Origin of the sequence: Glaciecola sp. HTCC2999 (assembly GCF_000155775.1) — a bacterium.
Lineage (GTDB): Bacteria > Pseudomonadota > Gammaproteobacteria > Enterobacterales > Alteromonadaceae > Opacimonas.
In genome coordinates this window covers 128,177-142,655 of record NZ_DS989810.1, presented here as the reverse complement: position 1 = coordinate 142,655, position 14,479 = coordinate 128,177, and the positions used below count along the sequence as shown (strand labels likewise).

16 protein-coding genes are annotated in these 14,479 nt (G+C 37.8%); 12 read left to right on the top strand and 4 right to left on the bottom strand.

The genetic code is table 11. The features are described from left to right. Position 1: 1 nt before the first annotated feature. A complete protein-coding gene (locus G2999_RS00690) occupies positions 2 to 1,264 on the top strand; it encodes a sensor histidine kinase KdpD (RefSeq protein ID WP_010177715.1) in 1,263 nt (420 codons plus the stop codon). A gap of 111 nt (positions 1,265 to 1,375) precedes the next feature. Here the strand turns inward: G2999_RS00690 and bcp are convergent, their stop codons facing one another. Together bcp and G2999_RS00680 are read right to left on the bottom strand one after the other, a co-directional pair. Further along, complete coding sequence (gene bcp, locus G2999_RS00685) at positions 1,376 to 1,849, bottom strand: thioredoxin-dependent thiol peroxidase (RefSeq protein WP_010177713.1); 474 nt, start codon at positions 1,847 to 1,849, stop codon at positions 1,376 to 1,378. Positions 1,850 to 1,853: 4 nt separating this feature from the next. Continuing rightward, complete coding sequence (locus G2999_RS00680) at positions 1,854 to 2,399, bottom strand: glycine cleavage system protein R (RefSeq protein WP_010177711.1); 546 nt, start codon at positions 2,397 to 2,399, stop codon at positions 1,854 to 1,856. Positions 2,400 to 2,549: 150 nt separating this feature from the next. On the opposite strand from G2999_RS00680, the gene dapA reads away from it, so the two are divergent. The 3 genes from dapA to purC are packed head-to-tail and all read left to right on the top strand — an operon-like array spanning position 2,550 to position 5,299. Next, complete coding sequence (dapA, locus tag G2999_RS00675; RefSeq protein ID WP_010177709.1) at positions 2,550 to 3,428, top strand: 4-hydroxy-tetrahydrodipicolinate synthase; 879 nt, start codon at positions 2,550 to 2,552, stop codon at positions 3,426 to 3,428. A 30-nt stretch (positions 3,429 to 3,458) separates the two neighbouring features. Beyond that, positions 3,459 to 4,568: an outer membrane protein assembly factor BamC gene (gene bamC / locus G2999_RS00670; protein ID WP_010177707.1), complete on the top strand. Its 1,110-nt coding sequence runs from the start codon at positions 3,459 to 3,461 to the stop codon at positions 4,566 to 4,568. Between the two features lie 14 nt (positions 4,569 to 4,582). Beyond that, positions 4,583 to 5,299, top strand: a complete 717-nt coding sequence (gene purC, locus G2999_RS00665; protein ID WP_010177705.1) for a phosphoribosylaminoimidazolesuccinocarboxamide synthase — start codon at positions 4,583 to 4,585, stop codon at positions 5,297 to 5,299. 30 nt (positions 5,300 to 5,329) lie between these two features. Here the strand turns inward: purC and G2999_RS00660 are convergent, their stop codons facing one another. Further along, positions 5,330 to 5,953, bottom strand: a complete 624-nt coding sequence (locus G2999_RS00660) for an isoprenylcysteine carboxylmethyltransferase family protein (protein WP_010177703.1) — start codon at positions 5,951 to 5,953, stop codon at positions 5,330 to 5,332. Between the two features lie 150 nt (positions 5,954 to 6,103). On the opposite strand from G2999_RS00660, the gene rluF reads away from it, so the two are divergent. Then, complete coding sequence (gene rluF, locus G2999_RS00655; protein WP_029257297.1) at positions 6,104 to 6,835, top strand: 23S rRNA pseudouridine(2604) synthase RluF; 732 nt, start codon at positions 6,104 to 6,106, stop codon at positions 6,833 to 6,835. 20 nt (positions 6,836 to 6,855) lie between these two features. Here rluF and G2999_RS00650 read toward each other — a convergent pair whose 3' ends face one another. Then, a complete protein-coding gene (locus tag G2999_RS00650; protein WP_010177699.1) occupies positions 6,856 to 8,211 on the bottom strand; it encodes an MATE family efflux transporter in 1,356 nt (451 codons plus the stop codon). 204 nt (positions 8,212 to 8,415) lie between these two features. Between G2999_RS00650 and rlmJ the strand changes: the two genes are divergently transcribed. The 7 genes from rlmJ to G2999_RS13645 form a co-directional block, all read left to right on the top strand. After that, positions 8,416 to 9,282 (top strand): 23S rRNA (adenine(2030)-N(6))-methyltransferase RlmJ, encoded by an 867-nt coding sequence (gene rlmJ, locus G2999_RS00645; RefSeq protein ID WP_010177696.1) that lies wholly within the window; start codon positions 8,416 to 8,418, stop codon positions 9,280 to 9,282. A 19-nt stretch (positions 9,283 to 9,301) separates the two neighbouring features. Next, positions 9,302 to 10,168 carry an acyl-CoA thioesterase II gene (locus G2999_RS00640; RefSeq protein WP_010177694.1) on the top strand — a complete coding sequence of 289 codons (867 nt, stop codon included), beginning with the start codon at positions 9,302 to 9,304 and terminating at the stop codon, positions 10,166 to 10,168. A 43-nt stretch (positions 10,169 to 10,211) separates the two neighbouring features. After that, complete coding sequence (locus G2999_RS00635; protein WP_010177692.1) at positions 10,212 to 10,730, top strand: gamma carbonic anhydrase family protein; 519 nt, start codon at positions 10,212 to 10,214, stop codon at positions 10,728 to 10,730. A gap of 452 nt (positions 10,731 to 11,182) precedes the next feature. Then, positions 11,183 to 12,328: an alanine--glyoxylate aminotransferase family protein gene (locus G2999_RS00630; protein ID WP_010177690.1), complete on the top strand. Its 1,146-nt coding sequence runs from the start codon at positions 11,183 to 11,185 to the stop codon at positions 12,326 to 12,328. Positions 12,329 to 12,408: 80 nt separating this feature from the next. Then, positions 12,409 to 13,638: a nucleoside recognition domain-containing protein gene (locus tag G2999_RS00625; protein WP_010177688.1), complete on the top strand. Its 1,230-nt coding sequence runs from the start codon at positions 12,409 to 12,411 to the stop codon at positions 13,636 to 13,638. A gap of 19 nt (positions 13,639 to 13,657) precedes the next feature. Further along, the gene (locus tag G2999_RS00620; protein WP_010177686.1) at positions 13,658 to 14,158 is read left to right on the top strand and encodes an RNA methyltransferase; all 501 of its coding nucleotides are present in this window, start codon (positions 13,658 to 13,660) and stop codon (positions 14,156 to 14,158) included. A 132-nt stretch (positions 14,159 to 14,290) separates the two neighbouring features. Next, positions 14,291 to 14,479 (top strand): hypothetical protein (locus G2999_RS13645; protein WP_010177684.1); only part of this gene is annotated, 189 nt, incomplete at its 3' end.

The following is a 14,479-nucleotide window of genomic DNA, read 5'->3' as shown; positions in this document are numbered from 1 at the left end:
TATGCAACCAGTGATAAATTTTTCTACTAAAGATATAGATAAAGTTATATCTGCTCATATTACCAAAACGATGTTCATTTTCTTTATGTTGAGTATTATTTTAAATACCGTCCCAATTTATCAGGCAATCTTTTTTAATGACTATTTTAGATTAATATTCCTAATCAATGTTCCAATATTTTATGTTGTTTATCAATTGTCCAAAAATAAGCGTACCTTGTTTTTTTCCATATGCTTGTTATTAACTATTTTACAACTAACATATTTAGCAATTTTGTATAAAAATGGTTTATTTCAATCTATTACAGTTATATGGGGTTTTGTTATCCCGATAATTATCTTTAGCTTACACCGAAATCTTGGCTTAAGCCTGTTAATTTTTAACGCGATATTAGTGTTTGGACTTTTTATATCCGTTCGATTAGGCCACTTGTCACAATTCAATGAACCGGTCTTACCTTTAGCTTCGGAAACCGCGCATTTTATAGCGATGATATTGTTTCTTTATTATACTTTTCAACATTTTTCTAAGGTGACAGCAGCGGCCAAAGAAGCACAAACCCTCGCTTTAGATGAAAAAAACCAATTAATTCAACAAAAAAACCGATTTCTTTCGAATATATCGCATGAGTTACGTACTCCTCTTAATGGTATTCATGGTGTATTAGGGCTGGTTGAAGGAAAAGATGAAAAAGAAAAAGTGTTACTCAGCCATGCTAAGGATGCCTTTAGTTATTTAAATAAAATTATTAACGATATTCTGAAGATACAAGAAGTCAATGAAGCGCAATATCTGGTTAAAAGAGATTGGCATGATATACGTTCTATACTAACCAATATAGAGAATAAATTTAATATCATTATTGATCATGGTGCCCTTCAGTTTGCTGTATCAGTGAATACTAATGTACCAACCAAGTTATATTTGGATATTGAGAAAGTAAATGAAGTCTTAAACCAAATTATCAGTAATGCGATAAAATATACACCGCAAGGTAACGTTCACATTCATGCTGGAATTAAGCACAATCTTTTAAAGATAACCGTTACTGACAATGGGGTTGGCATGAATGAAGAGGTATTAAACCGATTATTTGAACTATTTGAGCAAGGTGATTCATCTACGACAAAAACTTATCAAGGCATGGGTTTAGGTATGTCGATTGTTCAAAAAATTATGAAGAAGATGCAAGGGACTATTGAAGTTGACTCTAAAGTAGAGAAGGGGACGACAGTTACTCTTAATATTCCTGTCGAGATGTAACTTTCACACAACCGGTAATCTAATGAATAACAAGTTGGTATTACCGAGTGTATATAAAAGAAACCTTATGCTTAAAATGCACGCTTAAGGTTTCTCTTAATTTAAATAGGACTAGGATTGGTTTGCATTTAAATAGCCTAAAACAACTTCATGGTGATCTTTTGTTTTAAACTTATCAAATACGTGTTCAATCATACCATTTTCATCAATTAAAAAACTAATGCGGTGGATCCCATCGTATATTTTTCCCATGAATTTCTTTTCACCCCAAACACCAAAGGCTTCTGCTACAGCATGGTCTTCGTCGGATAATAGTGAGAAGTTTAGTCCTTCTTTTTCAATAAATTTAGGTAAGCGTTTAACCGGATCAGGGCTGACACCGAATACCACCACGTTATGTTCAGTAAATTCGCTTTGCGTGTCTCGCAAACATTGAGCTTGAACGGTACAGCCTGGCGTCATGGCTTTGGGATAAAAATACATTAATACTTTTTTTCCTGATAGCTCTGATAAAGTAACCTGCTCACCATGTTCATTAGGTAAAGAAAATTGAGGGGCCGGATGTCCAGCAGTTAATGTTTGCATAAAATTATTCACTCCAATTAGTTTGATGAGTATCGGTGATAGTTGCTTGTAATGATAAGGACGTTAAAAATAGCTGACAATCCTTGATAAACTCTTTGATATCGATATTTTCAGGTACAGTCAAGACCAGTTTACACCGCACTGATTCAAGCTGTGTGTCGGGGCAAGTGTATGTCTTTTGTCGTAATGCGCTAATAGACGCTGCTTTTTCATGGAAAAAATGCGTCACTTCACTTAATAATCCTTGAATGTCTTGACCGGTGAACTCGATATTTAGTAAGTGAGCTAAATGTTGTTTAGCATGGTGATGAGTACGTTTCATCATCGCCAATAGATCAAGCTCATGGCATAACGTAGGAATGGCTACCTCTGCTTTAGTGATGGCGTTTTGATTTCCTTCAATGATCATTGTTATTGAGAGTTCTTGACCGAATATGGCTTGTCGACTATCTAAAATGTTACAATTAGCTGTGTTGATAGTTGATGCAATTGCACTTAATAGACCAGGTTTATCGACACCTAAAAAATTAATAATGAGTTGTTGTAACATATAAGAAAATTCGTTGTTGTTCTAATTTCTGAATAAGTATAAGAGCGGTATTGCATGTAGAGCAATGGTTTTTTATGAATATGCACGTTTGTCCTATTGTGTATAATTATGGTGATGCTAGACTGCGTGAGTTTTTTGAAAGGAGTATATATGTTTAAGGGTAGTTATGTGGCGTTAGTCACACCGATGTTAGCGAATGGAGATGTTGATTATTCGTCGCTAGCTAAATTAGTTGATTTTCATATCGAAGCGGGCACTGATGGGATTGTATCAGTTGGCACTACTGGTGAATCAGCGACTCTCTCTTTTACCCAACATGTTGATGTCGTTAAGGCGACGGTAGCAGCGGTAAATGGCCGTTGCGGCGTTGTAGTCGGCAGTGGCGCTAACTCCACCGCGGAGTCATTATTCCTTCAAAATAAAACCCAAGATCTAGGGATCGATGGATTTTTAAGCGTTGTACCTTATTATAACAAGCCACAACAACGCGGCATGATCGAGCATTTTAGCGTACTAGCTGATGCGGCAAAGGTACCGGTATTACTATATAATGTGCCAGGTCGAACAGTGGCTGATATGTTACCTGATACAGTTGCAACATTATCTACACATCCGAATATTGTGGGGATAAAAGACGCCACTGGTGATATGCAACGCTTAAAAGATATGCAATCTAAAGTATCTGATGATTTTTTATTGCTCAGTGGCGATGATGCTACAGGATGTGAATTTATGAATCTTGGCGGTCACGGTGTGATCTCGGTGACGGCTAATATTGTACCCAAACAAATGAAAATGATGTGTGATGCTGCGTTATCAGGTAATATTGTACTGGCTCAAGAGATTGATAGTACAATTGAAAAACTACATTCTGAGTTATTTGTCGAATCAAACCCTGTGATCCCTAAGTGGGCACTTTATAAAATGGGGTTAATTAGTTCACCTGAGTTAAGATTACCCTTAGTTCAGGCGGAACTTTCGAGTAAAGCGTTAATCGAAGCAACATTACACGATTATCAATTAATATAATTTTCTTAGTACGTTATATAAAGGTCAGGAATGAATAAGAACCTAACACTCACTGCTCTATCCGTAGTTATTATTTCCGTATTAACTGGGTGTGCTTCTAAGGAAGAAAGAAGAATTGCCTCCGGTGGTGTTGATTATGTGAATTTACCTTCACCCGCAACGACAAACGTTCCTTCAGATTTATCGACACCTGAGACCGCTCCTGATTACATTATTCCAGCAGTACCATCACCTGAGAAAGCTTTGTATGGTAAAAGTTTACCGGTCGTCTCACCTTCATTAGTATTACCGCTAGCTAGAGGTACTTATTTAACTGAAGATTTAACCGACACTTCTGTTATCTTTGATAAATTAGATTCTAATTTATCGATTAATGACCTTGTCTTACAACAAATTTCCGGTCACTTAGCCCGTATTAATGTAGATTATTCAATACCGGATCCAAGTGCGCTTCGTCTCGTTACCGATTGGATTGTATCTTATGAAGATGCCGATAGTGCTTGGTATGATTTTAGTGAAGATAATACCGAAGTGGGTCGACGTTTTGAACTGATTGTTAAACCGGCGGGTCATGGGCGTAGTGCTACGTTAACGGTTAATTTATTGGATTTAGTGATTGCTAATGGTGACAACATTAGTGACGCCATCAATCCGTTTATTAAACGGGATTTTGAAGCGACTATGTTAAACGGTATCATTCAGCATTTCGCCTCGCAGCAAATGATAGAGGACGAGCGTCGAATTGCAGAGATCCGTTCAGGTATGAATTCTCAATTAGGGTTTGATGCTAAGGGTGATTCGGCATTTATAATCGACGCTAATTATGATATTACTTGGCCTAAATTTCAGTTAGTCCTTCGTAAATTAGGTTTTAATGTTAAAGATTTAGATAAATCTACTGGCTTGTTATTTGTTAATTACCAGGGGATTGAGCAATCTTGGATCAAAGGTTTATTTGGTAATGATGATGAATTTTCACTTGAAAAGAAAGACTATCGTATCTTAGTAAAATCATTAACCAGTAATAAAACATCGGTTACTTTTATGGATGAACAAAGTAACCCATTAACGCCGGTCAAGGTGTCCGAACTGTATCCTGCATTTGCTGAGATACTTAGTCAAAACGAATTAGATATTTAATACAGGCAATTTTCATGCAAAAGAAAGACGAATTATATCGAGGCAAAGCGAAGACAGTATTTCATACCGATGATGAAAATCTTCTTATTTTAGAGTTTCGTAACGATACTTCTGCCTTTGATGGCGAAAAGATCGAACAATTAGATCGTAAAGGAGAAGTGAATAATAAATTTAATCATTTCATTATGAATCACCTTGAGCAGGCTGGTATTAAAACGCAAGTTAATGCGTTAATTTCAGATACTGAATCCGTGGTGAAAAAACTGGATATGATCCCTGTTGAATGTGTTGTTAGAAATGTGGCCGCAGGGTCATTATGTCGTCGCTTAGGTGTTGAAGAAGGTTTAACTCTTAATCCTCCTACATTTGAATTCTTTTTGAAAAATGATGCATTGCATGACCCTATGATTAATGACTATCACATTGTATCATTTGGCTGGGCAACTGAAGACCAGATTAACACAATGAAATCGCTCACATTCAAGGTTAATGAAGTATTAACTGCATTGTTTGATCAAGGCGATATGATTTTAGTTGATTACAAACTGGAGTTCGGTGTCGATGTTGATGGTAATATTGTATTAGGTGACGAATTTACCCCGGACGGTTGCCGCTTATGGGATAAAGAAACGCGAAATAAGATGGATAAAGACCGTTTTAGACAGGGACTAGGTAGTGTAGTAGAAACATATATCGAAGTAGCGGGTCGACTAGGCTTAGATTTAAACTAGTTTTCCATATACTGATAATTTCAAGGTGCCTCAAAAATAACGAGGCACTTTTTGTTTGTACTTAGTATATTCTTGTTGATGAACTTTGTTTAAGAAATCTTCTTCCAGAGATATTTGTATTCGTAACGCGGATACACCAATCACTAAACATGCTAAAGAAAACACACTTGGCATGGCTAAGAAAAAACCAAATTGCGAAGCTGCTACACCAATATAAGCTGGGTTACGGCTTTTAGCATACACCGCACTGGTAATGAGCGTCGTTTGCTGCTCATCAATACCTGACCGCCATGTGTTGTTAAGAATGAAATTACAATACACTGTCAAACTAAATCCAAGTACTAACAATAGCACCCCGACATAATTGATGATTGGAATATTAATAGACGTAAGCATCATTAAGACGTTGTCAGTCTCAGGGAAAAATACACGTAATACACAGACTGCCCATATGACTATTCTGAACATTCTAAAAGTAAGGTGATTCCACCAATGTAATGAAAATCGATGCCCCATATGGATCAACGAGGCACCACATTGACTTTGTTTTTTGCTAATAAGAAAAATATAAAATACTGCGACAAATGTATAAAAAAACGCAAGAAAATAACGTATGACTTGTTCGAGTTGGTCAAAATTGTGTAAAAAATCCATCATCCATCCTTAGAAAACAAACAAGTAATGATATAATGCATTTTTTTAGCGATTAGATAATTACAATTTGTAATGTATACATTACACCATATACCTTGTTTTTATATATATCAATTTAAATATTTACCATTATTAATGTCGGGGTGAGTTATCACTAGTACGAGTAAACGTCTAAATAAATACATCAGTGATACTGGCTACTGCTCTAGAAGAGAAGCGGATAAATTAATTGACGCTGGAAAAGTGTTGGTTAACGGACAATTACCTCTACTAGGGACTAAGATTACTCCTTCTGATACGGTCAGTATTCAGGGTAAAGTGATTAGTGCTGTAGCGGCAGATAAATCGGATAGAGTATATGTGTTATATCATAAGCCGGTTGGAATAACGTGTACGACAGAGCGACATATCAAAGGTAATATTATTGATGCTATTGGCCATAAAACACGTATATTTCCAGTGGGACGTTTAGATAAACCCTCAGAAGGGTTGATTATACTGACCAGCGATGGTGATATTGTGAATAAAATTCTAAGAGCTGAAAATGCACATGATAAGTTATATCGAGTTACCGTAGACAAACCGATAACGTCCAAATTCATTGAGATAATGAGTGGCGGCGTACCTATTTTGGATACAGTGACGAAACCATGTAAAGTGAAGCAAATAGGTAAATTCAGTTTTGATATCACTTTAACACAAGGCTTAAACCGACAAATACGTCGTATGTGTGAATATTGTGGTTATGATGTAAAACGTTTAGTGAGAACGCGAATTATGCACCTGACACTTGCAAAACTACCCGTCGGTCAGTGGCGTAATTTAACCAATGAAGAACTCACCACATTACAACAAGCGGTTTCGACATCAATTAAAAATTAATCTGTTTAGTGCTTATTGAGTTATTGCATATAGTGGTGCTGAAAATATTTCATCCGTATATGTAATAGCACTGCTGCAATACTCAATCCTACAATAATACCTATCCATAAACCCTGAGCAGCCATCGCTGGCACAAGCCAATCTGTTAAGCCCAACACAACGCCTAACGGAAGGCCAATAACCCAGTAAGAAATAATACATAATCCCAGCATCCATGATGTGTCTTTATAACCGCGCAATGCATTGGCAGAAATCACTTGAATGGCATCTGAAATTTGAAACAACGCAGCCAAAAATAATATCGGGATGGCATAATCAGTGACTGCGATATCCTTTGTATAGATAGAAATAATCCATGTGGCGAAATAAATTGTAAGAGAGGCGGTGACAGTTGCGCAGAGGATAGTAAACCAACGTGAAACCCGGATGGTAATGATGGTTGTTTGCGCATCTCCCTTACCTAATAAATAACTCACTCGAATAGCAACAGCCATGGCTATACTTAACGGTAACATAAATACTATGGATGAAAAATTAATCGCGACTTGATGGGCTGCCACTTGAAGGTAGCCTAACGGTGCTAACAAAATGGCGACCGCAGCAAATAATGTCACTTCAGTTAAAAAAGTGAGCGCAATGGGAACGCCAATTTTCAATAAATCTTTAAAAATAGCGATATCTAACGTTAAAGGTTGAGAATATAATTTTAAAGGTCCCATTAAAGGACTAACCTTACTGTAGATGATAGTAGCCATTGCCATCACTAAATAAACGATCATCGTTGCAAGACCACAACCCGCACCACCCATAGCCGGTAGTCCAAACATTCCATAGATAAATATGGCGTTTGCAGGGATATTCACTAACAAGCCAATAAACATAATCAGCATTGTTGGTCGGGTACTACTCACACCTTCACACGTTTGTCGTACCGCTTGATATATAGCAAAACCAGGTAATGAAAATAACATGTAAACGATGTAATCATGGGTAATGCTTTGTAAATCGGAGGGAACATCAAACCAAGAGAGTATTGGATTAATCAACCAATATACATTTAAAAATAGGAGACTGATTGTGATTAAAATATACATCATATGACGGGATTGCATAGCGATATTACTATGTTCTTGCTTACCCCATAAGCGTGAAACCACTGGGATCAAACCTAATGCGATTCCCTGTATAAAGAACATCATAGGGGATATAACACTAAAGCCAACGGCTACTCCAGCCATATCTAATGCACTATAACGACCGGCCATGATAGTATCCGCAACACCCATTCCTATTTGGGTTAGTTGGGCAATTAATAATGGCCATGCAATGGTTAATACATGTTTTAATTCCATTCTATAAGGTGAAAATTGATGCATTATTTGGATTTACACCTCATATAAATGATGAAATATGTCTTAAGTGAAATGATAAGTACCAGATTATATCAGAATACTTGAGGATGGCATGATTAGTTAATATTACATACTATCGTGAGTGGATATATCTTTAATCATCGGTAACAAAGTTGACTTATCTACGGTAAAATACACTTACAGAGTCAATATTTTATAGAGTGTATCGTGTTAAGTTACCAACATATATATCATGCCGGCAATCATGCTGATCTCATAAAACATTTAACGCTATTAAGTGTGTTGCTAAAGTTAGGTCAAAAAAACAAACCATGTACGTTAATTGATACACATGCAGGCGCAGGTGAATATGATTTATCTGCCACAAAAGCTCAACATAATAATGAATCATTAACCGGCATTGGAATGCTCGATGAGGCATTTTTTTCGCAGACAGATTCTGCTTTATTACACGCTTACGGTGAAGGACTTTATACCGGTGTAGTATCAGATAAATACTGTGGTTCAGCAGGATGGATGCAACGTTATTTACGTGAACAAGATCAAGCTCATTTTTGCGAGTTACATCCCAATGTTTATCCTGAATTATTGAATTATGTATACAAACCAAATGCACATTGTTATCAAGAAGACGGTTTTAAACAACTTATCGCACTCGTTCCTCCTTTGGCTAAACGAGGGATTGTATTAGTTGATCCGCCTTATGAGCAGGCCTCTGAATATAGCATGGTGCTAGATGTTATAGAGAAAAGCTTAAAACGCTGGGCAACGGGCTGTTATCTAATCTGGTATCCAATGATTAACACACAGAATACCAATAAAGCACAGGCAGCTATTAGAATGTTAAAAGGCTTCAATACACTAGCTGATGAACACAGTGTGTCAAATATGGCTAATATTCAATGGCGTTATGATACGACAAACGACGCTCAGGGTATGTATGGCAGCGGTATCATTGCGATTAATTTACCCTGGGGTTGTGATAATGAAATCAGTGATGCGATGTTAAGTATTCAACAAAGTAAAATGACACAAGCGGCTTTCTCGTTAGAATGGATTAAGGCACCTAAGTGATAATTGGAATGAAGCATTTATGAATATTGATATAAAACTTGAAGAATTATTTACGTTAGAAACACTTGAGCAAGGTCTTTATCGAGGGATCAGTTGGGATTTAGGATTCCCAGCGGTATTTGGTGGTCAAGTCTTGGGGCAAGCAGTAGTTTCTGCTTATAAAACGGTACCGGATACACAATTTGCGCATTCTTTTCATAGTTATTTTTTATTACCGGGTGATGCGGCTAAGCCTGTTGTATATGATGTGGAAATTGTCAGAGATGGAAGAAGCTTTAGCACTCGAAGAGTTAAGGCATTGCAAAATGGTAAAACTATCTTCTATATGACTATTTCGTTTCAACTTGTGCAACCACATATTGAACACCAGTATGCCCAATGCCCTGAACTACCTCATGCTGAGACCTTACCAAATGATATTGATTTGTTTGAGTTAAAACATCAGCCGTTATCAGAAAAATTACGCCATACATTGAGCTATCACCGACCAATAGATATTCGTACTGTGGAACCGCAAGCGATGTTTGGAGAAGAGGTTACAGCGCCTAAACGTTATATTTGGATGAAATCTCAACATCAATTACATGCTGACGTTGCATTGCATCAAGCGGCTTTAGCATATGCTTCGGACTATCACTTTTTAAGTACTGCATTACAAGCCCATCCCATAAAACCAAATGATAAAGGGATACGAATGGCGACCATTGACCATGCGATGTGGTTTCATCAACCTATCGATTTCAATCAATGGCATGTTTATAATACGGTCAGTCCATTTACGGGCAATTCACGCGGATTAGTGCAAGGCCAGTTTTTTGCACAAGACAATACCTTAGTCGCGACGACAATGCAGGAAGGCATGATCCGTTTGAGTCAACATAAATAACAACAGCCACATTCAGTCTTAAACAAGATAAGAGGTATAAAACATGATTTACCAATTAGATAACGACTGTCCCGATATACATGAAACTACGTATGTTGCACCTAGCGCACAGGTGATGGGGAATGTGACATGTCATGAGCAATCGAGCATTTGGTTTAATGCGGTGTTGCGCGGTGATTGTGACAATATTTCAGTTGGTCCTCAAACAAATATTCAAGATGGGAGCATTTTACATACCGATCATGGTTTTCCATTAATAATAGGAACCGGCGTGACTGTCGGCCACAAGGTCATGTTACATGGCTGTGAAATAGGGGATTACAGTCTGATTGGAATAAATGCTGTAGTACTTAATGGTGCTAAGATAGGAAAATATTGCATTATCGGAGCAAATGCATTGGTGACTGAAAATATGGAGATACCTGATAATTCTGTCGTGATGGGATCGCCAGGTAAAATTGTAAAATCGGTGCCCGAAGCAGCACAAGAGCAATTAAGGACTTCAGCACAGCACTATGTTCAAAACGCAGCTCGGTTTCAAGCTGGTCTTAAACCACTTTGAACGGTAATTTAGGTTTTTAGGCATAAAGAGAACTACCTAACGACATCGTTTCGCTTTGATAACGCGGTTTTCTCGAAAAATTTGATAAAAAATGACCCGCACGTTGGCGGGTTAATAAGTTATGGCTTTGAAAGCCATGTGTTCACGAAGAACACATTGTTATCACTAGGGAGAAGTGTCAACAATTCATCTGTGATACTTTTTAGTAGCACCATTATAACAATATAACGTAAATTTTTTGTAAATAAACTGCGACTATGGTCCAATTTGTCTTCTATCGCTTGGTGAAAAGTTAGATTATTTATCTATATAGAACATCATCCATTTGTATCTCGAATCTTATGAGTATATATCCGGTGAATGCTGTGTATTAACTTCTGCTCAGAAAGTATGATGGTAAAACATTGCATGTCTTTGTAATATGTTTTTATTCGTTATTAATAGAGTCTTTTATGTCAGTACATTATCCCAATACTTTCACATCTTTTATTCCACCAGTACGCACTCTAATGGGCCCTGGTCCTTCTGATGTATCACCAACGGTGTTGAATGCTTTAGCGCGTCCAACATTAGGTCACTTAGACCCTTTATTCATTCAATTAATGGATGAAACAAAACAGTTATTACAATATGCATTTCAAACTAATAATAATCTGACAATGCCAATATCTGCGCCAGGCTCTGCTGGGATGGAAGCATGCGTGGTCAATTTAGTTGAACCGGGTGATGTGGTGATTGTGTGTCAGAATGGCGTATTTGGTGGTCGCATGAAAGAAAATGTCGAACGTTGCGGCGGGATAGCCGTTGATGTCACTGCACCTTGGGGTGAACCAAATACACTAGCCAGTATTGAAGCGGCTTTAACCCAACATCCAGAAGCTAAATTCATTGGTTTTGTTCATGCTGAAACGTCGACGGGCGTTCGAAATGATGCGCAAGCGATTTGTGCATTAGCAAAACAACATGACTGTATGACTATTGTCGATGCAGTTACCTCACTAGGGGGTATTGAGCTGAAAGTGGATGAGTGGGGCATTGATGCCATTTATTCGGGTTCACAAAAATGTTTATCATGTGTTCCTGGGTTATCACCGGTATCATTTAGTGACGCAGCGGTCGCAAAAATCCAAGGGCGCAAAACACAAGTACAAAGTTGGTTTTTGGATATGAATTTGATTGTGGGTTATTGGGGAACAGGTAGTGGTGGCGGTAAACGCGCATACCACCACACCGCACCGGTTAATTCATTATATGCGTTACATGAATCATTACGATTATTGCATGCAGAAGGTCTTGAAAATGCCATTGAGCGTCATGCCCAGATGCATAACAAATTAAAACAGGGCCTAGAAAGTATTGGTTTATCATTATTAGTGAATGAAGCGGATCGCCTGCCACAATTAAATACAGTGATTATCCCCGACGGAGTTGATGATGCAGCAGTTCGCTCGCGCTTATTAAACGAATTTAATCTTGAGATTGGGGCTGGTTTAGGCGCCTTGGCTGGCAAAGTATGGCGTATTGGTTTAATGGGTTATGCCGCGAGTGATAAAAATATTGATTTTTGCATAGCGAGTCTTAAAAAAGTGCTTAATTAAAAAGCGCTTTTTTATCGATGATTTAATTAATAATCAGAGGGTGGTAATCTTTACCTATTATTAAACATTGGAACTAGTTAATGCTCCATTTAATTTGGCTTGTGTTTATTGTCGGTGCTTTTTTAGCCTCTGTTTATCAAGCGTTTGTTTTGGGACACTTAAATACGTTTTCTGAAGTGATGTCTGCGATATCGTCAATGGCAACAACATCAGTAGACATCGCAATTGGTTTAATTGGTGTGTTAGCATTTTGGCTCGGTATTTTTCAAGTTGCTGAGTCATCGGGGTTAGTTGGAAAGTTAGCCAAGGCCCTGGCACCATTTTTATGTCGAATTATGCCAGAGATCCCACGTCATCATCCAGCGCATGGCAGTATCACAATGAATATTTCTGCCAACTTATTAGGTTTAGATAATGCGGCGACTCCTTTTGGCATCAAGGCCATGCAAGACATGCAGTCGTTATCTACTAAAACTGATACATTGACCAACGCACAAATTATGTTTTTGGTGCTCAATACATCTTCTGTGACATTGTTCCCTATTGCTGTATTTTTATATCGAGCAGAGCAGGGCGCGCTTCAACCCACAGATGTATTCATTCCAATTTTGCTAGCGACATGTGCTTCTACATTTGCTGGTTTAATTATTACCTGTCTCATTCAGCGTATTAATTTGTTTAACCATATTATTCTCTTTTACATGGCCGGCTTGTTTAGCATTTTAGGTGCCATCATATTGTATTTTGCTCAATTATCTTCCCAAGCAATGGGTGAGCAATCTTCATTCATCGCTAATTTTTTATTATTTACGTTCATTGTATTGGTGCTTGTGGTGGGCTGGCGTAAAGGCTTAAATGTCTATGATTTATTTATTGAAGGTGCAAAAAAGGGATTTGACGTAGCGATTTCTATTATCCCTTATTTATTGGCGATGTTAATTGCTATTGGAATGCTCCGGGCGAGTGGATTATTGGATGTGATAGTCACTATGATCGCTAACGGTGTATCTGTGTTAGGAGTAGACTCACGCTTCGTCGATGGATTGCCCACTGCACTGATGAAACCGCTTAGTGGCAGTGGGGCTCGAGCATTAATGGTTGAAACAATGCAATTTCATGGTCCTGACTCTTTTGCAGGTCGTCTAGCGTCAGTATTACAGGGTTCTACTGAAACAACGTTTTATGTATTGGCTGTCTATTTAGGTGCAGTCGGGGTTAAATACAGCCGTCACGCCGTGGGGTGTTGTTTAGCTGCAGATGTTGCTGGTATTTCAACGGCGATCGTCGTTAGCTACTGGTTTTTTGGATAACAGGAACAAGACTCTTAACATGATATATAAAACAGTAACAATGGGATTAATTAACCCTAAATCAGCTAGTAATGTTGCCAGCATTCTTCGCGCAGCTGGTTGTTATGGCGTCAGCGCTGTTTATTACACCGGTCAGCGTTTTGGTTATGCTAAAGAATTTAATGCTGATACTCAGCGTATGCGTGACAAAATACCCACTGTGGGAGTAGATGATTTATTAGCCTATAAGCCACAAGGTGCTAGTATTGTGGTGGTAGAATTGGTAGAAAATGCTATTCCACTGCCTGAGTTTACGCATCCTGAAAATGCATATTATATTTTAGGTCCTGAAGATGGTTCTGTGCCTATTGAAATAGTTGAAACAGCTGATGCAGTCGTCTATGTGCCTACATTTAATAGTATGAACTTAGGTGCTACTGGCAATGTCATTTTGTATGATCGACTTGCCAAACAATCATATGACCGTTCCAATACACTCATACAAAATAGTCGTGACAATAATAACAACCATAAAATTTAATCACGTGTACAGTTTACATGGCCAAAAAGTATACTAATACAAAGATTTATCCATTAAGCATGGGAGCGGTGCTCGTGTTAGTGTCATATTTACAGTAAAATGAAATTATAGATATTACTTTTAAAAATCATTATGACAAATTATCAAACATTACAGCAGCAAGTTCTTGCATTGCTAGGGGATGAATCTGATGTAATAGCGAATTTAGCCAACATCAGCAGTATCCTTTTTATGGAGCTAGAGCAAATTAATTGGGCTGGCTTTTATTTACATAAAAATGACGAATTAGTCCTTGGTCCATTCAAGGAAAACCAGCTGCAT

Excerpts from the sequence above, each read along its gene's own strand:
- G2999_RS00620 (WP_010177686.1), top strand. The coding sequence starts at position 13,658 with ATGATATATAAAACAGTAACAATGGGATTAATTAACCCTAAATCAGCT.
- dapA (WP_010177709.1), top strand. The coding sequence starts at position 2,550 with ATGTTTAAGGGTAGTTATGTGGCGTTAGTCACACCGATGTTAGCGAAT.
- G2999_RS00640 (WP_010177694.1), top strand. The coding sequence starts at position 9,302 with ATGAATATTGATATAAAACTTGAAGAATTATTTACGTTAGAAACACTT.
- purC (WP_010177705.1), top strand. The coding sequence starts at position 4,583 with ATGCAAAAGAAAGACGAATTATATCGAGGCAAAGCGAAGACAGTATTT.
- G2999_RS00690 (WP_010177715.1), top strand. The coding sequence starts at position 2 with ATGCAACCAGTGATAAATTTTTCTACTAAAGATATAGATAAAGTTATA.
- G2999_RS00635 (WP_010177692.1), top strand. The coding sequence starts at position 10,212 with ATGATTTACCAATTAGATAACGACTGTCCCGATATACATGAAACTACG.
- bcp (WP_010177713.1), bottom strand. The coding sequence starts at position 1,849 with ATGCAAACATTAACTGCTGGACATCCGGCCCCTCAATTTTCTTTACCT.
- G2999_RS00630 (WP_010177690.1), top strand. The coding sequence starts at position 11,183 with ATGTCAGTACATTATCCCAATACTTTCACATCTTTTATTCCACCAGTA.
- G2999_RS00625 (WP_010177688.1), top strand. The coding sequence starts at position 12,409 with ATGCTCCATTTAATTTGGCTTGTGTTTATTGTCGGTGCTTTTTTAGCC.
- G2999_RS00660 (WP_010177703.1), bottom strand. The coding sequence starts at position 5,953 with ATGGATTTTTTACACAATTTTGACCAACTCGAACAAGTCATACGTTAT.
- bamC (WP_010177707.1), top strand. The coding sequence starts at position 3,459 with ATGAATAAGAACCTAACACTCACTGCTCTATCCGTAGTTATTATTTCC.
- G2999_RS00680 (WP_010177711.1), bottom strand. The coding sequence starts at position 2,399 with ATGTTACAACAACTCATTATTAATTTTTTAGGTGTCGATAAACCTGGT.
- G2999_RS00650 (WP_010177699.1), bottom strand. The coding sequence starts at position 8,211 with ATGCATCAATTTTCACCTTATAGAATGGAATTAAAACATGTATTAACC.